This window comes from Endozoicomonas sp. 8E (assembly GCF_032883915.1).
GTDB lineage: Bacteria > Pseudomonadota > Gammaproteobacteria > Pseudomonadales > Endozoicomonadaceae > Endozoicomonas_A.
Genome location: NZ_CP120717.1, coordinates 3415308 through 3436955, shown reverse-complemented (window position 1 = coordinate 3436955; position 21648 = coordinate 3415308). Strand labels below are relative to the sequence as shown.

Annotated in this window: 20 protein-coding genes; 5 read left to right on the top strand and 15 right to left on the bottom strand. The window is 49.0% G+C overall.

What is annotated here, in order from left to right; genetic code table 11:
- Positions 1–40 precede the first annotated feature (40 nt).
- Positions 41–502: a hypothetical protein gene (locus P6910_RS11310; protein ID WP_317146349.1), complete on the top strand. Its 462-nt coding sequence runs from the start codon at positions 41–43 to the stop codon at positions 500–502.
- On the opposite strand, the gene P6910_RS11305 is transcribed toward P6910_RS11310, so the two are convergent.
- From P6910_RS11305 to gyrA, 14 genes are all read right to left on the bottom strand, one after another.
- Positions 486–740 carry a FeoC-like transcriptional regulator gene (locus P6910_RS11305; protein WP_317146348.1) on the bottom strand — a complete coding sequence of 85 codons (255 nt, stop codon included), beginning with the start codon at positions 738–740 and terminating at the stop codon, positions 486–488. The genes P6910_RS11310 and P6910_RS11305 overlap by 17 nt on opposite strands.
- The gene (gene feoB, locus P6910_RS11300; protein WP_317146347.1) at positions 740–3094 is read right to left on the bottom strand and encodes a Fe(2+) transporter permease subunit FeoB; all 2355 of its coding nucleotides are present in this window, start codon (positions 3092–3094) and stop codon (positions 740–742) included. Before feoB ends, P6910_RS11305 begins: the two co-directional genes overlap by 1 nt.
- A complete protein-coding gene (locus P6910_RS11295) occupies positions 3091–3324 on the bottom strand; it encodes a FeoA family protein (protein ID WP_317146346.1) in 234 nt (77 codons plus the stop codon). The genes feoB and P6910_RS11295 overlap by 4 nt, the downstream gene beginning before the upstream one ends.
- A 316-nt stretch (positions 3325–3640) precedes the next feature.
- Positions 3641–3844 carry a hypothetical protein gene (locus P6910_RS11290; protein ID WP_317146345.1) on the bottom strand — a complete coding sequence of 68 codons (204 nt, stop codon included), beginning with the start codon at positions 3842–3844 and terminating at the stop codon, positions 3641–3643.
- Between the two features lie 123 nt (positions 3845–3967).
- Positions 3968–5143, bottom strand: a complete 1176-nt coding sequence (gene lapB / locus P6910_RS11285) for a lipopolysaccharide assembly protein LapB (protein ID WP_317146344.1) — start codon at positions 5141–5143, stop codon at positions 3968–3970.
- Positions 5143–5463 carry a lipopolysaccharide assembly protein LapA domain-containing protein gene (locus P6910_RS11280; protein WP_317146343.1) on the bottom strand — a complete coding sequence of 107 codons (321 nt, stop codon included), beginning with the start codon at positions 5461–5463 and terminating at the stop codon, positions 5143–5145. Before P6910_RS11280 ends, lapB begins: the two co-directional genes overlap by 1 nt.
- Positions 5464–5551: 88 nt before the next feature.
- Positions 5552–5845 (bottom strand): integration host factor subunit beta, encoded by a 294-nt coding sequence (ihfB, locus tag P6910_RS11275; protein WP_317146342.1) that lies wholly within the window; start codon positions 5843–5845, stop codon positions 5552–5554.
- A gap of 310 nt (positions 5846–6155) precedes the next feature.
- Positions 6156–7835: a 30S ribosomal protein S1 gene (gene rpsA / locus P6910_RS11270; protein ID WP_317146341.1), complete on the bottom strand. Its 1680-nt coding sequence runs from the start codon at positions 7833–7835 to the stop codon at positions 6156–6158.
- A gap of 248 nt (positions 7836–8083) precedes the next feature.
- The gene (gene cmk, locus P6910_RS11265; protein WP_317146340.1) at positions 8084–8782 is read right to left on the bottom strand and encodes a (d)CMP kinase; all 699 of its coding nucleotides are present in this window, start codon (positions 8780–8782) and stop codon (positions 8084–8086) included.
- Positions 8783–8955: 173 nt separating this feature from the next.
- Positions 8956–9954 carry a prephenate dehydrogenase/arogenate dehydrogenase family protein gene (locus tag P6910_RS11260; protein WP_317146339.1) on the bottom strand — a complete coding sequence of 333 codons (999 nt, stop codon included), beginning with the start codon at positions 9952–9954 and terminating at the stop codon, positions 8956–8958.
- A gap of 61 nt (positions 9955–10015) precedes the next feature.
- A complete protein-coding gene (gene hisC / locus P6910_RS11255; RefSeq protein WP_317146338.1) occupies positions 10016–11125 on the bottom strand; it encodes a histidinol-phosphate transaminase in 1110 nt (369 codons plus the stop codon).
- Between the two features lie 120 nt (positions 11126–11245).
- A complete protein-coding gene (gene pheA, locus P6910_RS11250) occupies positions 11246–12331 on the bottom strand; it encodes a prephenate dehydratase (protein WP_317146337.1) in 1086 nt (361 codons plus the stop codon).
- A gap of 99 nt (positions 12332–12430) precedes the next feature.
- Positions 12431–13549 carry a 3-phosphoserine/phosphohydroxythreonine transaminase gene (gene serC / locus P6910_RS11245; protein WP_317146336.1) on the bottom strand — a complete coding sequence of 373 codons (1119 nt, stop codon included), beginning with the start codon at positions 13547–13549 and terminating at the stop codon, positions 12431–12433.
- 407 nt (positions 13550–13956) lie between these two features.
- Positions 13957–16578: a DNA gyrase subunit A gene (gene gyrA / locus P6910_RS11240; protein ID WP_317146335.1), complete on the bottom strand. Its 2622-nt coding sequence runs from the start codon at positions 16576–16578 to the stop codon at positions 13957–13959.
- Positions 16579–17081: 503 nt separating this feature from the next.
- Here gyrA and ubiG point away from each other — a divergent pair.
- The 4 genes from ubiG to P6910_RS11220 all read left to right on the top strand — a co-directional run bounded on the left by ubiG (position 17082) and on the right by P6910_RS11220 (position 21099).
- Positions 17082–17819, top strand: a complete 738-nt coding sequence (gene ubiG / locus P6910_RS11235; RefSeq protein ID WP_317146334.1) for a bifunctional 2-polyprenyl-6-hydroxyphenol methylase/3-demethylubiquinol 3-O-methyltransferase UbiG — start codon at positions 17082–17084, stop codon at positions 17817–17819.
- A gap of 8 nt (positions 17820–17827) precedes the next feature.
- On the top strand, positions 17828–18547 hold the full coding sequence (locus tag P6910_RS11230) for an HAD-IA family hydrolase (RefSeq protein WP_317146333.1): 720 nt from the start codon (positions 17828–17830) through the stop codon (positions 18545–18547).
- On the top strand, positions 18540–19313 hold the full coding sequence (locus tag P6910_RS11225; protein ID WP_317146332.1) for a YciK family oxidoreductase: 774 nt from the start codon (positions 18540–18542) through the stop codon (positions 19311–19313). Before P6910_RS11230 ends, P6910_RS11225 begins: the two co-directional genes overlap by 8 nt.
- A gap of 145 nt (positions 19314–19458) precedes the next feature.
- Positions 19459–21099 carry an HAD family acid phosphatase gene (locus P6910_RS11220; RefSeq protein ID WP_317146331.1) on the top strand — a complete coding sequence of 547 codons (1641 nt, stop codon included), beginning with the start codon at positions 19459–19461 and terminating at the stop codon, positions 21097–21099.
- Here P6910_RS11220 and P6910_RS11215 read toward each other — a convergent pair.
- Positions 21071–21475, bottom strand: a complete 405-nt coding sequence (locus tag P6910_RS11215) for a DNA-binding protein (protein ID WP_317146330.1) — start codon at positions 21473–21475, stop codon at positions 21071–21073. The two genes, P6910_RS11220 and P6910_RS11215, sit on opposite strands and share 29 nt — an antisense overlap.
- Positions 21476–21648: the final 173 nt, after the last annotated feature.

Below are 21648 nucleotides of genomic sequence, written 5' to 3'. Positions count from 1 at the left end.
CAGCCTGATAACTTCGACTATTGTCTTTTGGAGCCTGCGTTTGGGCATCAGTCCAACACCCACTTCTGGCAAGGTAAGAGTAAAACTGCTGGAAACCCTGCCTTCAAGAGTCGATGGCAACATTTATGAACTGGGCTCTGGTTTCGGTTCTCTGATTCCAGTGTTGGCAAACGCTTATCCGGATCGCATCATCTTCGGAATTGAACGTTCTCCCCTCCCCTATTGGATCAGCCGAATACGCAGCAGCCATCTGAAAAATGTGATCATCATCCAGCAGGATATTTTTCAACATCAATGGGAAGAAGCCGGATTGGTCGTATGTTATCTCTATCCGGGCGCTATGGAAAAGTTATCCGAGGCATTTAAGGAGAAACTCAAGGATGGCTGCTATATCGTCAGCCACACATTCAGGCTACCGGGATGGCAGCCTGAGTGTATGAACAAGGCTAACGATTTATACCTTAGCCCTGTCTATCGGTATCGGGTTAATCACTCTGAATAAAGACAGGAATCAGGTCGTACTGACTCGAGTTTAACCAGCGATAGACAATCAACTGTTCAGACCCACAACTGACACACCCCTGTTTGCAGCCAGATGACTCCTCCACTACTTTTCCTTTCCTGACCCAGTGACTTAGCATGGCCTTCATGGCTTCGGGGTCAACTTCAAAATGCTGACTCAGTTCGGCCAGAGTACAGATACCTTTTTCTGACAGAAAATCTCTGATTAATAGCAGCATCAGTGGCATCCTGTGGAGCTTCTGAGTCTTTCAGCGGGTATATCTTCTGAAGTAAATAGCACTCTCTGCCCTGCCCTCCTGAGTAGCAGAAACATCAGAGCCATGGCCAGTACTATGATGGACAGCCAGGACAGAGATGTCACAGGCTGAATAGTGATTCGGGACAGCTGGTAGTAAAGAGTAGCCACTGAATATCCCATGAAGAAAGTCCAGCCCGCCACAAAGAATGTCCAGCGAGGGCCTGATTCGCGATAAATAGCCCCCAAGGCTGCAACACAGGGTGTGTAGAGCAGGATCATCAAGAGATAAGCGACGACAGCCGCATCACTGATGAACAGTCTTTGCATGATCCCGAAGGTGGAGACTTCCACCGCCTGGTCCTGTGCTACTGATTCCAGATTACTCAAATCCCCAACACTGAGTCCAAGGGGATCCGCCAGGGAAGATGCCACCTCTGAAAGATTGGCAGGAATGGTTGCCACAGCCTCCTCAAAGCCAGACATAAAGTCAAAGTTATGGGCTTGGGCTTCAGTGCCATTCTCCTGCTCAGCGATGGAGGTGTACATGGAATTCAGCGTGCCAACCACCGCCTCTTTTGCCAGAATGCCTGTGAACAGACCTACAGCTGCTGGCCAGTTATCTTCTGACATACCCATGGGAGCAAAAGCAGGTGTGATGGTTTGACCTATCTTATTGAGCACAGATGACCGGGTGTTTTCATGGCCAAAACTGCCGTCGGTTCCTACAGAGTTCAGGGTATTGAGTATCATTACTACAAGAACTATGGCTTTACCTGCCCTGAAAAGGAACGCTTTCAGTCGACTCCAGGTTCTGAGCAGTACATGCTTGACTGACGGCCTGTGATAGTTAGGCAACTCCATAACAAAAGTTGTCACCTCGCCACTGAACAAACTCTTCTTGAGCATCAAACCCGTTATGACCGCAGCCAAAATACCCGTCAGATAAAGTGTGAAAACCACATTCTGACCGGAACCGGGAAAGAAGGCCGCAGCAAATAACGCATAAACAGGAAGACGCGCACCACAGGACATAAAAGGCGCCATGGCAATGGTCAGCATCCGGTCCTGCTGATTTTCCAGCGTCCGGGTCGCCATAATGGCCGGTACGTTACAGCCGAAACCTACCAGCATAGGAACAAAAGCCTTTCCGGGGAGACCCAGAAAACGCATTGCCCTGTCCATGACAAAAGCGGCTCTGGCCATATAACCAGAATCCTCCAGTAACGAAAGGAACAGGAACAGAAAAGCAATGACCGGTATGAAGGTAGAGACAGTCTGAATACCGCCACCGACACCTTTGGCCAGCAGCGCAATGATCCAGTCCGGCGCACCAATACTTTCAAGCAGATGGCTCACACCATCGACAAAGAGGGTGCCTGAGAGAATGTCAAAAAAGTCGATAAAAGCACTGCCTATGTTCACAGAGAACATAAACATCAGATACATAACGCCAAAAAAAATCGGCAACCCCACCAGTCGATTCAGGACAATACGGTCGACACGCTCAGTGAGACCTTGACTTACAATCCCCGAGGTTTTGACAGTATCCTGCATGATGAGGCTGATGCTTTCATAGCGACCGTTTGCCACTAAGATATCCATCTCTGCATCATAGGCGTCCTCAAGCCGGGATCGTGCCACAACCGCTGCTTTCATCAGACCCTGAGAAACCTGATCAACAAAACCGGACTCGCCTTCCAGTAATTTAAGCGACACCCAGCGTGCAATTGAGCGATCTTCGATCTCACTGGCAACACGTGCCTGCAGGCGAGTAACAGACTCTTCCAGATCATTTCCCAGAGATTGTGGCTTTGCTGGTTCAACTCCGTTAACAAAGCATTGATTGATAAGATCCTTGAGCCCCGGGGTTCCTTTGTTTCTGGAGGCTATCATGGCATGAACAGGGCAACCGAGCTGTTTGGAAAGCTTTTCAGCATTGATCTTGAGACCTTTGTCCCTGGCAACATCCATCATGTTGAGGACAACAATCACGGGGAGTCCCATATCCAACAGCTGTGTGGTCAGATACAGGTTACGCTCAATATTTGAAGCATCGACAACGTTGACGATCAGCTGAGCTTCACGGGCAAGGATAAAGTCACGGGCAATGCGCTCATCCATCGATACCTGATCATCGACCACATCCAGACAATAGGTACCAGGCAGGTCAACCACTTCAATGGGCTGACTTTTATGCTCATAGCGGCCACTGCGCTTTTCTACGGTAACACCGGGCCAATTACCTACATGCTGACTGGCGCCCGTTAAACTGTTAAATAAAGTAGTTTTGCCGCAATTAGGGTTACCTACAATCGCAAATACATGTTCCTTCATAGACGAGTCACTTCAACGGCTGCCGCTTCGTGACGACGCAGACTGAGTTGAAATCCGCGAACCTGGAGCTGAATAGGATCACCCAGAGGCGCGACCCGGCATACTTTAAAACAGGTTCCGGGCGTTAGGCCCATGGCCAGAAGCTTACGACGATAGGCTGAGCCTGCTTCCCTGAAAGCAAAGACCCGAGCTTCCTCTCCTGTCCGGAGATCCCCTAAAGTGACCGTCATCACAATCTCCCAAGCCTCCTCCCGAAACGCATAGCACGCCGGAGAGAGTGCTTCCTGATACATCTGATGATGTAGTGAAAAGAGTAACCTGAGGCGGTTTATGGAAAGACAACAACAGATTGAAAAGCAAGCGGAATACTAGACCTAAATGAGAATTATTTCAATTCACGATTTAACTAATTAATATCGTAACTTCAGAAATATTAATTTTTTATTTATATGGATTTTTTCAAAATATCAAAAAGAAATATCTGCTGAATGAGTATGAGAATATTAGATGGTCGTACTGCGGCATCTTGAAAATCAATTTTAACTTTCAGCTCAAGGTGTTATTATTTTCCCTGCCTCCGACAATCCTCTTTGTCAGTGTGTGGCGCACTTCAACCCTGGCTTCATCCATTTCCTGAAGAGCGGCAATGTTGATTTTAACTTTCAATCGGGATGGGACTTTGTCGGCAAAAACAGGGGCAGAAAGAGCCAGCAGGGTCATTGCGGTAAAACTGATTATTCTTTTTCTCATCGGAGACATCCTTAACTTCCTGTCTGCCTCCTACACTGCATCCTGAAATTTGGAAGATATATTAAGAAGGCTCTATAAACAGGTCTAGACAAGGATACTCAGTAAAACAAACAAACGGGGATATTATTCCCCTTCTACGCCCTGAACGGGTGCCAGTGTTCCCCAGCCATCACAACCCGGACAATGCCAATGCATCTCTTTACCGGAAAAGCCACAGCTGAAGCACTGGTAAACAGGCTTTGAAACCAACATCTGGTCTGTGACCTCTTTCAACAGTTTGATACTGGTCAGAGAGGGTTCAGAGGAATGATTTAACTGAATATTGATCAAGGCATTCAAACCCTTGAGAGAGGGTTGCCGTCGCAACTGACTGGTTAAAAATTCTATGGCAGACACTTCATCACGACTGTTCATTAACTGAGCCGTCATGGCCAATATAATAGCTGTACCCGGCTTCTCATTAAGACACCGTGCCAGATAGCTGCCCAGAGCACGCTGCTGATGACTGCGGTGGCAGACAGTTTCCAGCATTTCCAGAGTCAGGGGCACATAACGATTATCCTGAATGGACACCTTCTGGAGGACCTTAACGGCTTCTCTGTCACGGCCTTCCTCCATTTCTATCTGGCCCAGTATCAAACTGGCTCTGACACAGTTCTTATCCCTGGAAAATGCTGTTTTGATGAACTTTCTGGCCCCCGATCGATCATTATGAAGCAGTTTTTCTTCGGCTATCTCACAGTACAAATGAGCCAGCCTGGAGGCATAGTACTCACCCGACAATTTACGCAGGGATTCTGCAATCTCAACAGCCTGCTGCCACTCTTTCTCTCTCTCATAGATTTTCAGAAGCTGTTCAAGGGCATCCACCCGATATTTATGATTTTGTCTGGAAAGATCGACCAGCATGGCTTCCGCACGATCAAATAACCCCGCGGTCATGTAGTCCTTGGCCAGCTCCAGCTGAACACGAATAGATTGAAGGGGGGTCAGACTGGGTCGGGCCAAAAGATCCTGATGCACCCGGATCGATTTATCCACCTCTCCCTTACGACAAAACAGGCTACCCAGGGCAAGATAGGTATCGACAGTATCATTATTGATATCCAGCGCCCTGATAAAGGTCTCAATGGCCTCATCCGTCTGCTCATTTAACAGATAGTTCAACCCTACAAAATACTCTTTAGAAAGGGGTCGCCCGGGGAAGTGGTCCTTTTTTTTCTTTTTTTCAGTACGTCCCAGAAGATATCCTGCCAGCATTGCCACGATAATCAGTGCCAGCAGTGCAACATCGGGCATCAGGTTAATCCTTGCAAGGCATTCGCTCTGAGTTTTTGTATTTCTGCATCACGTCGGCCCAGCTTACGCTTGAAGCTGGCATTGGCCAACCTCAACCGGGTCATAGCCAGCAGCGAGACCAGCAGCCCGAACAGCCCTCCCATTATAAAAGAGATAACGACGACAGAAGACACCTTCACTTCCGGCAATAAGAAACCGGCCAGGTCGAATCTTACCAATTGAGGGTTAGCGACAATAAAATTGACGAGAATAATCAGCAGGAGGAGACTGCCCAACAGTATTACCAGCCGCTTCAGCCAGATACTCAAATGAGAGACCATATTCGATCAAACTCCAGTGATGACTTATTTACGATCAGATTCCGAGTCATAGTTGAACAGGGCTTAACACACAGTGGAAAAATTAAGGTTACAGAGTCTGAAGACTACTATTTACACGATCCCGCATATCTTTGCCCGGCTTGAAATGAGGAACGTATTTTCCATTCAGAACGACAGAGTCACCGGTCTTGGGATTTCGCCCCACCCTGGGAGCCCTGTAGTGCAGTGAAAAGCTGCCAAACCCTCTGATTTCTACTCTCGTTCCGCAGGAAAGAGATTGTGACATCTGCTCAAGAATAGATTTGATGGCCAGCTCCACATCCTTAACCGACAACTGATCTTGCTGATCGGTCAGTCGTTCTATCAATTCTGATCGGGTCATTGTCGTTCTTCCTATCCCTGCACCCTTGGGTGACACTGAAGTATCAGTATCGTTACAGACACTGCAACCAAATCAGGAGATAAACAAGACATTAAACAGTCGTAGCCGAGAACGGCTGAGTATCTCATTAGCCGGACGCCCGACACTTCTGGCAGCCCCGAACCTGATAGGAATTACAGATAATTCCTACCCTAGCCAACCCGATTCAATAAATCAAGCAACCTATTGATTACCATAAAAAAACCGCAGCTTAGGCTGCGGTTTTTTTATGGTAAAAGAAAGCTTCATCAGAAGCTTTCTCCAACAAGTATTACTTGTTTTCCATCTGAGCCTTGATCAGGTCACCGATGGTGGTAGGACCGGAAGTCTCGTCTTCCTGCTTCGCACGCAGTTCTTTCATAGCCGCTTTCTCTTCAGCCTGATCCTTCGCCTTGATGGACAGGGAGATATTGCGGTTCTTACGATCGATACTGATGATGCGGGCTTCGACTTCTTCGCCTTCTTTCAGGACGTTAGTTGCGTCTTCAACACGGTCAACACTGATTTCAGAAGCTTTCAGAGTAGCCAGAACGTCTTCAGCCAGTTCTACGGTAGCTGCCTTGGCAGTCACTTCCTTGATCACACCCTTGACGATGGAACCTTTCTCATTCAGGCCAGCGAAAGAGTTGAATGGATCTTCGGACAGCTGCTTGATACCCAGAGAGATACGCTCACGCTCAGCGTCGATCGCCAGGATAACAGCTTCAACTTCATCACCCTTACGGTACTTGCGAACAGCTTCTTCGCCAGTTTCGTTCCAGGAGATGTCAGACAGGTGAACCAGACCGTCGATGCCGCCATCCAGACCGATGAAGATACCGAAGTCAGTGATAGACTTGATCTTACCAGCCAGCTTGTCGCCCTTATTGAAGGAACCGGAGAACTCTTCCCATGGATTCTGCTTGCACTGCTTGATACCCAGAGAAATACGACGACGCTCTTCGTCAATGTCCAGAACCTGAACTTCAACTTCGTCACCCAGAGCAACCACCTTGGATGGGTGGATGTTCTTGTTGGTCCAGTCCATTTCAGAAACGTGAACCAGACCTTCAACACCTTCTTCCAGCTCAACAAAGCAGCCATAGTCTGTCAGGTTGGTGATGCGACCTGATACACGGGTACCTTCAGGGAAGCGTTTGGTGATAGCCACCCACGGATCTTCACCCAGCTGCTTCAGACCCAGGGATACACGGTTACGGTCGCGGTCAAACTTCAGGACCTTAACGTTGATTTCGTCACCAACGTTGACGATCTCGCTTGGATGCTTGATGCGCTTCCAGGCCATGTCAGTGATATGCAGCAGGCCGTCAACACCGCCCAGATCTACGAATGCACCGTAGTCGGTCAGGTTCTTAACGATACCCTTAACTTCCAGACCTTCCTGCAGAGATTCCAGCAGCTGCTCGCGCTCAGCGCTGTTTTCAGCTTCCAGAACGCTGCGACGGGAAACGACTACGTTGTTACGTTTCTGGTCCAGCTTGATAACCTTGAATTCCAGCTCTTTGCCTTCCAGGTGAGCTGTGTCACGAACCGGACGCACATCAACCAGAGAGCCAGGCAGGAAGGCACGGATAGTGTTAACATCAACAGTGAAGCCACCCTTGACTTTACCGGAAATAACACCTTTAACGATCTCTTCAGCTTCGAAGGCTTTTTCGAGTTCGCCCCAAGCTTCCATACGCTTGGCTTTTTCGCGGGAAAGACGGGTTTCACCGAAACCATCTTCAACCGCATCAAGAGCAACCTGAACTTCGTCGCCGACAGCGATGGTCAGTTCACCCTGTTCGTTCAGGAACTGAGCTTTTGGGATAACACCTTCAGACTTCAGGCCTGCGTGGACAGTAACCCAGTCGCTGTCGATATCGACAACCTGGCCGCTAACAATAGCGCCCGGCTTCATTTCGATATCTTTCAGGCTTTCTTCAAACAGTTCAGCAAAGCTTTCGCTCATGGTCATTCCTATCAATCAGCACTCCAATCAACACCGCCTCAGAAAGGCAGTGACTACCGATCGCATGCTGGCCACACCGCCAGTCAGTGTGGGTTGTTTTTCAAAAAACACCGTATGGTTGTAACTGGCAATCTGCACCCTACGGTTATTCACGCCGGTCTTTCCGGAAATCGGTCAGACCATCTCGATACAAACAGGCTGTCGAGTCTCCCTCAACAACCAACAGGTTCCGAAATGATTAACGTTAATCAGATCAGGCCATTCTGTCGCATGACATCCACTACACGACTGAAGACTTCCTGAATACTCAATCTGGTGCTGTCCAGAACAATAGCATCATCGGCAGGTTTCAGTGGGGCGACATCGCGATTCATGTCACGTTCGTCCCTGGCAAGAATGTCAGCTAAAAGCTGGTCAAAGCTAGCATCAATCCCTTTCTGTTGCAACTGATTTCGACGGCGTTTCGCTCGCTCTTGCGGACTGGCTGTAAGGTAAACTTTGACGTTAGCGCGGGGGAATACCACAGTCCCCATATCCCTTCCATCGGCAACCAGACCCGGAGCCTCTGCAAAGTCCTGCTGACGCTTCAACAGAGCCTTCCTGACTCCCGGCAAAGCCGCTACCTGAGAAGCTTTGGCTCCCACTTCTTCAGTCCTCAGATTGGCGCCAACGCGCTCACCCTCAAGAACGATTTTCAGACCTTCACCTTCAGCACCCGGCTCAAATTGCACATCCAGGTGACCTGCCAAAACTTCCAGTGAATTTTCATCAGAAAAATCCACCCCGTGATTCATGGCCGCCAACGCCGTCAGTCGATACAAGGCACCACTGTCGAGCAGATGCCAGTCAAACTCTTTCGCCAGCAGAGCCGCAACCGTTCCTTTCCCGGAACCGCTGGGGCCATCAATAGTTACGACTGGCACACTTATATATGAAGTAGTTTTCATTGACTGACTCTCTAATCCATAAAGTAATGAAAAATTACTTCTGCCCCTGTGGGCATATCAATATCTCTCACGCTTGAATACCTTCTGTTGAGAGCGCCAGACCCGCATCTAAAGCCAGGTTGACGAAGTTAGGTAAGGATATGGCCACAGTGCCACAATCCAGAATACGAATCTCAGATTACGGAACCACCCCGGTTCTCATCAAGGGTGTTCATGTGGGCTCTTTTTTCCAGAATACTGGCAAAGTGCTGCCGTGCTGATTGGGCTCGCTCAAAACTGGCTAATATCCCTTTGCTGTCTTTCTCAACTATGGCCTGGCGAAGATGCATCAAGCCCTCAGAAAACTGATCCAACGAGGAAATAATAGCCTCGCTGTTACCCAGGGCAATATCGTGCCACATAATTGGATCACTGCCGGCAATGCGGGTAAAGTCTCTAAACCCTCCGGCGGCGTAACGAAAGATATCCTGATTTTCAGGATTGCCCGCCAGCGTATCCACCAGTGAAAATGCCAGGAGATGAGGCAAATGGCTCGTCATTGCCAGCACTTCATCGTGACGCCGAAAATCCATAGTGTTGACTTGAGCACCACAGCATTGCCAGAGATGCCTGACGAGAGATAAAGCCGCAGTATCGGTATTCTCCAACGGTGTCAGGATCACCTTATGATTCTTGAACAGTCCGGCCCTGGCGGCAGTGACTCCGCTTTTTTCTGAACCGGCGATGGGATGACCCGGCACCAGATTCTCAGGCACACAACCAAATATTTCCCGGGCAGCCTGAACCAGTGAGCCTTTGCAGCTACCCACATCGGTCATCACTTTGTCAGTGAGATCGAGCCCCTTGAGCTGCCGGAGTAACTTTGGCATAGCCAGCATGGGAACCGACAGCAGGATAACATCAGCCTTGCTGACGGCGGATTCAAAATCACTGCAACCTTCTGCCATGATTCCCAGGGAAAGGGCTTCTTCAATGTTTTCGCTCCTGAGATCAAAACCCATCAGATGAAAGTTCTCACTGCACTCTCTCAGGGAAACTGCAAATGATCCTCCAATAAGGCCCAGCCCCACCACCAGAATATTCAGAGGGGTACCGGTCTTGTTTTGCTCTATCACTACACGTTCAACCTTTTTAAAAACCACTTTCAAATGTCTGTCGACTGAAAATGGCAACAGCCTCTTCAGACTACTAGCTATCGTTCAGGGCTGTATTTGGCTCAGGGCTGTATATCACTCAAAACGGTTTAACAGCGGCCAGCGCTTCCAGAAAACGACGGTTCTCTTCTTCCAGACCAATGGAAACCCGGAGGTGCCCCGGCATTCCATAATTGGTAAGAGGTCTGACAATGACACCCTGTTTGAGTAAGCGCTGATAACACTCCACACCTTCCATGCCAGCATCAAAAGTAATGAAGTTACCACTGGATGGAATGTAATCAATATTCATGGACTTCAGACCCGCTTCAATCTGAGCCATTCCATCCTGGTTAACCTGTCTGGAACGGTTCAGGTATTCTTCGTCATTAAGAACCGCAACCGCTGCTGCCCCAACAAGATTATTAACATTAAAAGGCTGTCGCAACCTGTTGACAATTGAGGCTATTTCACCACTTGAAGCAGAATAACCGATTCGACCACCCGCGAGACCATAGGCTTTTGAGAATGTTCTGATCACTACAAGATTGGGGTATTCTTTCAGCAGCGCAATACCATCCGGGTACTCACTCTCCAACACATACTCAAAGTATGCTTCATCCAGAACAACAATAACCTCTTCAGACACATTACCCAGAAAGACACGCAACTCTGTTTCAGAAAAACGGGTACCGGTCGGGTTATTAGGATTAGCCAGGAACACGATACGGGTATCAGAACGAACCGCTTCAGCCATCGCTTCCAGATCATGCCCCCAGTTTTTAGCAGGAACCACAATACTTTCAGCACCGGTAGCCTGAACAGCTATGGGATAAACCGCAAATGCATATTCAGAGAACACAGCTGAGCACCCCTCTTTCAGGTAGCATTGCGCCAACAGAACCAGAACATCATTGGAACCGTTGCCAAAGGTTATCTGATCAGGATCAACCGCGAGTTTTCTACAGAGACTATCTCGCAGGTTGTAAAGACTGCTATCCGGGTATCGAGCCAGCTCATCCATCATTGCGGCAATGGCTTCACGGGAAGACTGAGCCGCCCCAAGAGGATTCTCATTACTGGCCAGTTTAACAATACTACTGGCATCCAGACCTTGTTCGCGCGCCAGCTCTTCCACGGGTTTGCCGGGAAGATAAGGATTCAGGCCACGTATTCCCGGTACGGCAAGCTTTGTAAAATCACAACCCATGTTTCACCTGTTTTTTTACCATCTACTCGATCCCGCACTGGAGCACGGGAACCAAGGCTTCTCGACAACTTCCAGAGGATGGGAGACGAAAAATTGTTTCAATCGCTCATGGCTGATTCGTTAGAGAACACCCTTGGGATAAGAGCCCAGAACACGGAGATCATTCACTCTGTCAGCCAACTTTCCAAGCACCTTCTGGATAACCGGATCGTCTTTATGACCTTCAAAGTCAATGAAGAAGACATAGTTCCAGATGCCGGTACGGGATGGACGGGTTTCCACCCGGGTGAGATCCACGTCATGAACATCAAACGCTTCAAGAATCGAATGCAGAGCACCAGACTGGTTTCTCATACTGACGACAATTGAGGTTTTGTCTTCTCCGCTGACAGGCACATCCTGATGACCAATAATCAGGAAGCGCGTGGAATTGTCCGGTTGATCCTCAATTTTCTCAGAGATTTTTTCCAGACCATAAATATCAGCAGCCATGTCACCGGCAATGGCCGCAGAGTTCCATTCACCCCTGATACGCTTGGCCGCCTCCGCATTGGAGCTGACCGCTACTCTTTCGGCCATTGGCCAGTGAGCATCCAGCCATTTACGACACTGCGCCAATGACTGGGCGTGGGAGTATATACGGGTAATATTGTCACGACGGGTGTTTTCAGAAACCAGCAGATGCTGATGAATTCTCAATACAACTTCACCACAGATTTTCAGAGATGAATCCATGAAACTGTCCAGAGTATGACTGACCACACCTTCCGTTGAATTCTCAACAGGCACAACACCATAGCTTACAGCCCCAGCCGTCACCTCCCTGAACACCTCATCAATTGCCGCCATAGGGACAGAAATCGCAGAATGGCCAAAGTGCTTCATGGCCGCCTGTTGGGTAAAGGTGCCTTCCGGACCAAGAAATGCCACTCGGACGGGCTCCTCAAGGGCCAGACAGGCTGACATAATCTCCCTGAACAATCGAGCCATTTCTTCATCGTCAAGTGGACCATTGTTCCGTTCCATCACCCGACGCAAAACCTGAGCCTCACGCTCCGGGCGATAAAATACTGCCGCAGCGCCTTCAGTCTGCTTGACCCTGGCCACTTCCTGAGCGCAGCGCGCACGCTCACTGATCAGCTTCAGAATATCCTGATCAAGCTTGTCAATTTTTGTCCGCAACCCCTTCAACTTGTCATCTGTCATAATGTTCTCTGCGTTTAACTGTAATGACCAGAGCCGTGCAATCAGCGGCTGGCAATCCTGCGAGCTTTGTTATCAAGATTGCAACGGATCAAGGATTTGTTATCCAAATTTTCTTTCGAATTCACGCATAAAGGCAATCAACGCATCAACATGCTCTTCCGGTACTGCATTATAAATACTGGCCCGCATACCGCCTACTGCCTTGTGGCCCTTAAGGTAAAGAAAGCCATTCTTTTCAGATTCTGCCAAGAAGACTCTGTCCAACTCAGGGTCAGTCAGCGTAAAGGGTACATTCATTCTTGAACGCCAGCGGCGGTCTACCTTGTTGTGATAAAACCCGGACTCATCAATCACCTTGTAAAACTTGCCGGACTTGCGGGCATTGACCTGATCGATCACCTCCAGACCACCCTGCTCCTTCAGCCACTCAAACACCAGGCCGGCCAGGTACCAGGCAAAGGTTGGCGGGGTGTTGTACATGGAATCCTTGTCCGCCTGCACTCGATAATCAAAAACAGCGGGACAGCTGGAATGTCCTCGATCCAGCAGATCGTCACGCACGATGACTACTGTCAATCCTGCCGGACCAATATTTTTCTGGGCACCGGCATAGATAACCCCAAAACGGCTGACATCAATAGGCCCGGACAAGATGTTGGATGACATATCTGCTACCAGCGGGACATCACCGGAATCCGGTATAAACGGAAATTCAAGACCACCAATCGTTTCGTTCGGTGTGTAATGGACATAGGCCGCATCTGAACTGAAGCGCCAGTCACTCTCTTCCGGCATGGTATGGAACGAAGCACCCTTACCATCAGCAATAACATTGACATTCAAATAACGCTGAGCTTCCTTGATAGCTGATTGAGCCCAGTGCCCACTGTTGACATAGTCCGCACTATTTTTCTCACCTTTCAGGTTCAACGGGACGGCAGCAAACTGCCCACGGGCACCCCCCTGTAAAAACAGAACCTTGTAGTTTTCAGGAATCTTCAAAAGATCACGCAGATTCTGCTCCGCCTGCTCAGCGACTTTGAGAAAGGATTTTCCTCTGTGACTGACTTCCATAATGGAAGCCCCTTCACGGTTGTAGTCCAGCAGCTCATCACGAGCACGCTCAAGCACCGACTTTGGCAAAGGCGCCGGGCCCGCCGAAAAGTTATAGGTTTGCCCTTGCGGCTCAGCCAGTGCTTCTGCCAATAGATTATTCATACCATCCTCCCATACAGCCAGACTCACCAATTCAGAAATGACGCCAACTCATCAACTTCTGGAATCTGAGATCAATCTGCCAATACACTTTTTTCCATGGAAATTTCCGAAATTCAAACCCGTAAGCTGCTGATTATAATCAACCTTCGATATCAAACCTATTCGATCAAACAACTTCTTCGACAGTGCCTGATTCATGCACCAAGTTCGGCATTGCATCATTCAACTCGTCCATTGGTAGCACTTTTCCATGCTGCTATTCGGTCTGATACCGCCGTTAACAGATCGATTCCTCGTTCCAGCCGCCGCCATGCAAACTAAAACAGCGCCAGTGGTGCTATGCGCCATACTCAGCGCACTAAATAAAACGCCAGCAAGATGCTGGCGTTAAGTTATGGGATACAGAATCAGCCTTCCTTCCCTTCACCAGGTCCGGCCTGAGAGGTTTCTTCCCCAGCCTCTTCGGCTTCATCGCCCTCAGCTAAATGCTCAGGCTCTTCCGGCTCCTCAACTCTGGCAACACCGACTAGCTTCTCGCCTTCCTGAACCTTGATCAGGGTAACACCCTGAGTATTACGACTCATGACAGATATTTCATCAACACGGGTTCTTACCAGGGTGCCCTGATCAGAGATCAACATGATCTCCTCTCCATCCTGCACCTGGATAGCACCAATCAGCTCACCGTTTCGATCGGTACACTGCATTGAGATGACCCCCTGACCACCACGCCCGGTGATTCTGAAATCTTCTACCGCCGTGCGTTTACCGAAACCATTCTGACTGACGGTTAGAATCTGGGTGTCGTCTTCGGGGATAATCAGAGAGATAACTCTTTGTGCATCCTGTAACTTGACACCACGCACACCTCTGGCGGTTCTGCCCATGGCGCGCACATCAGTCTCTTCGAAGCGGATCGCTTTTCCGGCATTGGAAAGCAGCATAACCTGCTTCTCACCGGTGGTAATTTCAGCACCCACAAGAGTATCACCTTCATCAAGCCCCAGGGCAATCAGGCCACTGGTTCTTGGGCGGGAAAACTGCTCCAGAGGCGTCTTCTTAACCGTTCCTGCAGCCGTTGCCATAAAGACAAAGTAACCTTCGGTATACTCTTCTACAGGCAGCATCGCCGTGATCCGCTCACCCTCTTCCAGAGGCAGGATGTTCACAATTGGGCGGCCACGTGAAGTACGGCCTGCTTCCGGAATCTGATAGACCTTCAACCAATAGACCTTACCCCTGCTGGAGAAGCAAAGAATCTGGGTATGGGTATTGGCCACCAGCATATGTTCAACATAATCTTCGTCTTTTACCGAAGCAGCAGACTTGCCCCGACCACCACGGCGCTGTGCCTGATAGGTGTCGAGCGATGTGGTTTTTGCATAACCACCATGAGACAGGGTGACTACCATGTCTTCTTCAGAAATCAGATCTTCAACGGTCAGATCTCGGCGTGAACTGGTGATTTCAGTGCGACGCTCATCGCCGTACTCTTCAACCACTTTTTCCATCTCTTCACGGATGACTTCCATCAAACGCTCGGAGCTGGAAAGAATGAGCAGTAACTCGGCAATTTTTTCCAGCAGCTCGCGATATTCACCCAGCAGTTTGTCGTGCTCCAGACCGGTCAGTCTGTGCAGACGCATTTCCATAATTGCCTGAGCCTGGGCAGGGGACAAATAGTAGAGACCATCATCCCTCATGCCAAACTCTGCAGGTAATTCTTCAGGCCGACAGGCATCGGCACCGGCACGCTCCGCCATTTCCAGCACGTGGCCCGGCTCCCACCCTTGAGCCATCAGTTTTTCTTTGGCTTCTGCAGGCGTTGGAGAGTCCTTGATCAAGGCAATCACCGGATCAATGTTGGAAAGCGCCACAGCCAGACCTTCCAGCAAATGACCCCGTTCACGAGCTTTACGCAGCTCATAAACGGTTCTGCGGGTCACCACTTCGCGACGATGGCGAACAAAGGCTTCCAGCATCTCCTTAAGATTCAGGAGTCTTGGCTGACCATCCACCAGCGCAACATTATTGATACCGAATACGCTTTCAAGCTGGGTTTGTGAATAAAGGTTATTGAGCACTACGTCGGCAACTTCACCACGACGCAACTCGATCACGACACGCATACCGTCTTTGTCAGACTCGTCGCGCAGTTCGGAAATGCCTTCAATTTTCTTGTCTTTGACCAGCTCGGCGATCTTTTCAATCAATCGTGCCTTGTTCAGCTGATAAGGCAGCTCGGTAACAATAATGGTGCTTTTGTTTTTCTTCTCATCGTGCTCGATATTTGCACGGGCACGAATATAGATACGACCACGTCCGGTTCGATAGGCCTGCAAAATGCCCGCACGACCATTAATAATGCCAGCAGTCGGAAAGTCCGGACCCGGAATGTATTCCATCAGGTCATCAACAGAGAGACTCTCATCATCAATCAGCGCCAGACAACCTTTGACCACTTCAGTCAGATTATGGGGAGGTATATTGGTTGCCATACCAACGGCAATACCCGCAGCGCCATTCACCAGCAGATTGGGTATACGGGTAGGCATAACAGCTGGGATCTGTTCCGTGCCATCATAGTTAGGTACGTAATCAACCGTTTCCTTATCCAGGTCAGCCATGATGTCATGACTGATCTTCTGCATCCGGATCTCGGTGTAACGCATGGCCGCTGCAGAGTCACCATCCACGGAGCCGAAGTTACCCTGCCCGTCTACCAGCATGTAACGCAGAGAGAATGGCTGCGCCATACGAACAATGGTGTCATATACTGCAGAGTCACCGTGGGGGTGATATTTACCAATCACATCACCCACCACACGAGCTGATTTTTTGTAGGGCTTGTTCCAGTCATTGCCCAGCTCGTTCATTGCGAAGAGAACCCGCCGATGGACCGGCTTGAGTCCGTCACGTACGTCGGGCAGCGCCCGCCCGACGATGACACTCATGGCATAGTCCAGATAGGACTGCTTGAGTTCGTCTTCGATGTTTACCGGAAGAATCTCTTTGGCGATATCAGTCATGTAAACCCAGTCGTCCTTTAGCTTGCGCCCAACGGATACCAGTCAGTACCCTTTCTCAACCCGGAAGGCCGGAAACCCGAACAATTCAATCAACACGCAGCCATGTGGAAGCAATCATTCAGTTCCCGTCTGAACAGAAAGGAGCGTTGAAATGAATTTAACGATAAAAAGGGCATGGCTACTTTTTTCATATTAAGTAGGGAATAATACCACAGCTGCCAGCCTTACTGCGAGCCAGTCTATGCGTTGACAACAATATTTGTGAATAAAAAAATGACACAGAAGTACGACATAGTAACTGTTTAGTATCTCTATGACAGGAATACTTAACTCTGATAACTCTGTCTGTATAATGCAGACAAGAATATAAACTGCGCTGTTACTTTCGGAAATCAACCAACTCTCGATATTTGTTTTTTGCGTTACTCTTCGCATAAAGCGATCTTCAGAGAGACCCGCTTCCCGGCGCACATTCAACACAACCGCATGAGAAACTGGACACTATGACTGCAAACCAGGACGAACCACGCCCAGTGCAAAACGTCGATCCAGCCGAAATTGCTAAATTTGAAGAGTTGGCCAGCCGTTGGTGGGACATGAACGGTGAATTCAAGCCACTGCACGAAATCAACCCGCTGCGCCTCAACTACATCGATGAGCGAGCAGGTCTGGCAGGAAAAAAAGTCCTGGACGTTGGCTGTGGTGGAGGCATTCTCAGCGAATCCATGGCACTTCGCGGCGCAGAGGTGACTGGCATCGACATGGGCGACGCACCACTTTCCGTCGCTCGCCTGCACAGTATGGAAAGCGAAGTCGAGGTCAATTACCGCAAGATTCCGGTGGAAGAGCTGGCAGAAGAAATGCCCGGCACCTTTGATGTTGTCACCTGCCTTGAAATGCTCGAACACGTTCCCGAGCCTGCATCCGTTATTCGCGCCTGTGAAAAGCTGCTCAAACCCGGCGGAAAGATCTTCTTTGCTACGATAAACCGCAATGCCAAATCCTGGCTGTTTGCCATTGTCGGGGCCGAGTATGTTCTAAAAATGCTACCCAAAGGGACACATGAGCACAGTAAATTCATTAAACCCCATGAACTCTGTAGCTGGATGCGCCAGACTGATCTGGAAGTACACGACATGACAGGCATGGTTTTTAACCCGTTTACTGGCGTTTACTCCCTTAAAAAGTCGGACACTGACGTTAATTACCTGATCTATGGCAGCAAGCCAGAGTCCCAATGAGAATCCCGATGAGCCAACCGAACGCCATTGAAGGTATTTTTTTTGATCTGGACGGCACACTGCTGGACACCTCGGAAGACTTTATTTTCACCGTCAACAAAATGCTGGCAGATGACAATATGCCAGCAATTGATAGTGAACTGATTCGAAGCCATGTTTCAGAAGGCTCAAGAAAGCTTGTTCAACTTGCCTATGGTTTAGAGCCATCTGACCCGAAACTCGAAAGCCTGAGAAGCAGGCTTCTTGATGAATATAATGAATACATCAATAATGATCGCAGAGAAAAGGCGGCAAAACTGTACGACGGAATGCCAATGCTGCTAGATACTCTGGATGACAAAGCCATTCCCTGGGGAGTTGTCACCAATAAGCCTTCAGCTTATGCAAAAATCTTATTGGATCAGGCTGATTTGAGCCAGCGATCAAAAACATTGATCTGTCCAGACCATGTCAAACTGACCAAGCCCAACCCGGAAGCTCTGCTGGTAGCCTGCCAGCAAACAGATGCTAACCCGGCAAAGTGCATTTATATAGGTGATCATTTGCGCGACATCGAGGCTGGCAGAAACGCAGGAATGGTGACTATCGCAGCACTCTATGGTTTTATCAGCCCCATAGACACACCGGATCAGTGGCACGCTGATTACAACGTTTCGTCCGCAGAAGAGATTCTTCCGCTGCTGGAAAAGTACAAGTGGCAGCTGCCACGGAGAGCAACGCATGTTTGAATATACCGCACCCGACAACCTCCTCCAGGACAAAATTATCCTGGTCACTGGTGCTGGCAGTGGTATTGGCCGTACGGCAGCCCTGACCTTTGCACGCCACGGCGCAACCGTCATCTTGTTGGGCAGAACCACCAGCAAGCTTGAAGAAGTCTATGACGAAATTGAAGAAAATGGCTGGCCCCAGGCGGCTATTTACCCCATGAACCTCGCCGGAGCCTCCGAGCAGGACTATGCCAACCTGGCAGAAACTCTGGACAAGGAATTTGGCAGACTGGACGGGCTTCTGCACAATGCAGGCCTCTTGGGCGAACTCAAGACCATTGCACAGTTCGATCTGGACAAATGGAATGAGGTCATGCACGTTAATGTGACCGCACCCTTTCTGCTCTCCAGAGAACTGCTCCCCCTGCTCCGCAAGGCTAAATCGGGTTCCATTACCTTCACTTCATCCAGCGTCGGTCATAAAGGGCGTGCTCACTGGGGAGCCTATAGCATTTCGAAATTTGCTACCGAAGGCCTGATGCAAGTTATGGCCGACGAAGAAGACGGCCTGAGTCAGGTAAGAGTTAACACCATCAATCCTGGTGGCACCCGCACAGCCATGAGAGCGTCTGCCTACCCCGGTGAAGACCCGATGAGCCGACCTACCCCTGAAGATATTATGCCAGTGTATCTGTATCTGATGGGAGACGACAGCCATTCAGTCAACGGCAAAGCCTTTCATGCCCAGCTTCCAGGTAATCCGGAGAACATTGCAACACTCTGACATCGCCGTGTGACCCACTTAAACAGTGGGTCATTATTTACCTTACCTGCAAACAACCCGTTACAAAAAAAACACGCCTTCCCTGAAGCCTCGACTAGATTCTATCGTCAAAGCCCAGCGATAAATCGATCAGACAGAGGAATTCATGGCCATAGCTCAAACTTCAATCCTGCTTATAATGGCAGCATACACATCGATATCGTCAGCGCGTCCTGATGATTATTCCCAGAGAGAATTGAATGAAGAAAAAGTCGTTGCTTCCAACTGGCAACAACACTCACCGGAATATGAAGCACTGGTGTACCAGTCTTTCAACATGGCCAGAGACAACCTTGGCAACGCACTGAATCAACTACCGAAAGGCAAGCGTGCAGCGATAGTGACTGATATTGATGACACTCTGATCGATGGCACCACATATTTCTCAAGTATGGTGGGGACCGACGGTGCAAGAAACGTCGAGGCTACTTTAGCCTGGTGGAAAGATCAAAGGATGGAAGCCTTGCCCGGTGCCTTAGACTTTCTGAATGAGGTTGAAAACCAGGGAATAGACATCTTCTATATCAGCGCTCGTTTTAATGAAGCCAAGGAACTTACCATGGCCAAACTGAAACGATTGGGATTCCCGATCAAAGGGTCTGATTATCTACTCTTTCAGCAAACAGACAATAAAACATTAAGTAAAGAGAACCAGCGTCAGATAATCAGAGACAAGGGCTATCATATACTGATGCTTCTGGGCGACCAACTGGATGATCTGGCAGAAGTGGAAGGCCATCACTTCAACAGGAGACAACAGTGGGTTCTTCAAAACCATAACCGATTCGGTAAAGATTGGATCTTCTTTCCCAACCTTGTCTATGGAAGCTGGGAGCATGCTGTGGTGACTATGAACTTCAACCAGCTGTCTCCTGATGAAAAGCACGATGCCAATTTGAATGCGCTGAACTATTCACACTTCGCCCAGATACAGGACCCAAGTTTTGCACTGCACAACATTAATGCAATGCTGTGGATGAACTCGTCAGCGGATTATCATGCCCTGACGTATCAGGCTTACAATCAATCCACAAGAATATTGGAAAAAATGAATCGAAAAACCATGGAGAACCCTGCTATTGTCGTAAACATCAACGGTACCATTTTACAATACACCCCCCAAAATCCTGACCTGAGCCTACCGGCACCAGGGTCAGAACCCAGTCTGTTCAGCTGGTACCTTGAACAACAAAAAAATGCAAAGCCAATCCCCGGAGCTCCGCAGTTTCTTGCTGCCGCAAAGGAAAGAGGATTTGAGATCTTTTATGTTTCTGAAATACCAGTGTCGTCTGGTCAACAGGGCAACAAAAAAGACATAGAAATGCTTACGGTCAGGAAATTAAGGGAGCTTGGCTACCCCGATGCAGATGAAACCCACGTTTTATTAAAAGGTGAATACTGCTCGGAAGTCGAGCTGAAGAACTGCACAAAAACTTCTCAGCGACGTGCGATCACCAGCGGAGAGGTTGATAGAAAAAAACATCAGATCGTACTGTACATTGGTGACACGCTCTCTGACTTTGGCCTTGAAGAAAATGGCTTTGACCCAGACCTGAAAGCATCCGTTACAGCCAATAAAGACATGTTTGGCCGTCAGTATATGGTTATTCCCAACCCGTTAAATACACGTCGACTTGTTACCCTCTACAGCGATTATGCCGGTAAGCACATTGGTGATTTATCGAGTGAAGAGCAGGCCAACATCAGACGAAAGTTGGTCAGGAACTGGCCTGCGAAGCCTTTTTGACCACCAGCTCCAGATAACCTGTTTCATCGCCTGCTTCCCGGGTGAAACAGGTATCGTCAAGAATACCCACAACTATTTCTGCTGTGGTTTCAATAATTGACCCCTGTTTTAAGTGACCGCCAAAAACACGCCCTTCCTTGTCCGCCACACAGATATGCAAATGCAACCCCGATGGACAACAGGTGCCAGAAAGAGAAAGAATTTCGAAGGGGCCCTGAAGCATCTTCTCCTGCTCAGCGCCGGCCAATCTGAGCGACAGCACTTTCAGACTTCCCACGCAGGATAGCAGACAGGCAGCGGGCCATTCCTTCGCAAGGGTCTGGAGTTCAAGATAGAGATCATCGCCAGGAAGCAAACGTTGACTATGCGTTTTCATAACAACCAGATCTGTTTTCCGATAGAGAGAGCTTAACAGACACAAGTAAGAAGACAAATCCGTGGAAAAGAACAAGCCGGGCCACCCTCTTAAAAGCTCTGCTTCCAACCAGATATCCAGTCGTGGCGAAGTGCCGTAGAGCCTGAGGCTTGCTTTAGTAAAAATCTTTACCA

Coding starts and splice junctions, on each gene's coding strand:
- P6910_RS11215 (WP_317146330.1), bottom strand. CDS start 21,475: ATGAAAACGCATAGTCAACGTTTGCTTCCTGGCGATGATCTCTATCTT.
- hisC (WP_317146338.1), bottom strand. CDS start 11,125: ATGGGTTGTGATTTTACAAAGCTTGCCGTACCGGGAATACGTGGCCTG.
- P6910_RS11220 (WP_317146331.1), top strand. CDS start 19,459: ATGGCCATAGCTCAAACTTCAATCCTGCTTATAATGGCAGCATACACA.
- P6910_RS11305 (WP_317146348.1), bottom strand. CDS start 740: ATGCTGCTATTAATCAGAGATTTTCTGTCAGAAAAAGGTATCTGTACT.
- pheA (WP_317146337.1), bottom strand. CDS start 12,331: ATGACAGATGACAAGTTGAAGGGGTTGCGGACAAAAATTGACAAGCTT.
- rpsA (WP_317146341.1), bottom strand. CDS start 7,835: ATGAGCGAAAGCTTTGCTGAACTGTTTGAAGAAAGCCTGAAAGATATC.
- serC (WP_317146336.1), bottom strand. CDS start 13,549: ATGAATAATCTATTGGCAGAAGCACTGGCTGAGCCGCAAGGGCAAACC.
- P6910_RS11230 (WP_317146333.1), top strand. CDS start 17,828: ATGAGCCAACCGAACGCCATTGAAGGTATTTTTTTTGATCTGGACGGC.
- gyrA (WP_317146335.1), bottom strand. CDS start 16,578: ATGACTGATATCGCCAAAGAGATTCTTCCGGTAAACATCGAAGACGAA.
- cmk (WP_317146340.1), bottom strand. CDS start 8,782: ATGAAAACTACTTCATATATAAGTGTGCCAGTCGTAACTATTGATGGC.
- feoB (WP_317146347.1), bottom strand. CDS start 3,094: ATGAAGGAACATGTATTTGCGATTGTAGGTAACCCTAATTGCGGCAAA.
- lapB (WP_317146344.1), bottom strand. CDS start 5,143: ATGCCCGATGTTGCACTGCTGGCACTGATTATCGTGGCAATGCTGGCA.
- ubiG (WP_317146334.1), top strand. CDS start 17,082: ATGACTGCAAACCAGGACGAACCACGCCCAGTGCAAAACGTCGATCCA.
- ihfB (WP_317146342.1), bottom strand. CDS start 5,845: ATGACCCGATCAGAATTGATAGAACGACTGACCGATCAGCAAGATCAG.
- P6910_RS11290 (WP_317146345.1), bottom strand. CDS start 3,844: ATGAGAAAAAGAATAATCAGTTTTACCGCAATGACCCTGCTGGCTCTT.
- P6910_RS11225 (WP_317146332.1), top strand. CDS start 18,540: ATGTTTGAATATACCGCACCCGACAACCTCCTCCAGGACAAAATTATC.
- P6910_RS11280 (WP_317146343.1), bottom strand. CDS start 5,463: ATGGTCTCTCATTTGAGTATCTGGCTGAAGCGGCTGGTAATACTGTTG.
- P6910_RS11295 (WP_317146346.1), bottom strand. CDS start 3,324: ATGACGGTCACTTTAGGGGATCTCCGGACAGGAGAGGAAGCTCGGGTC.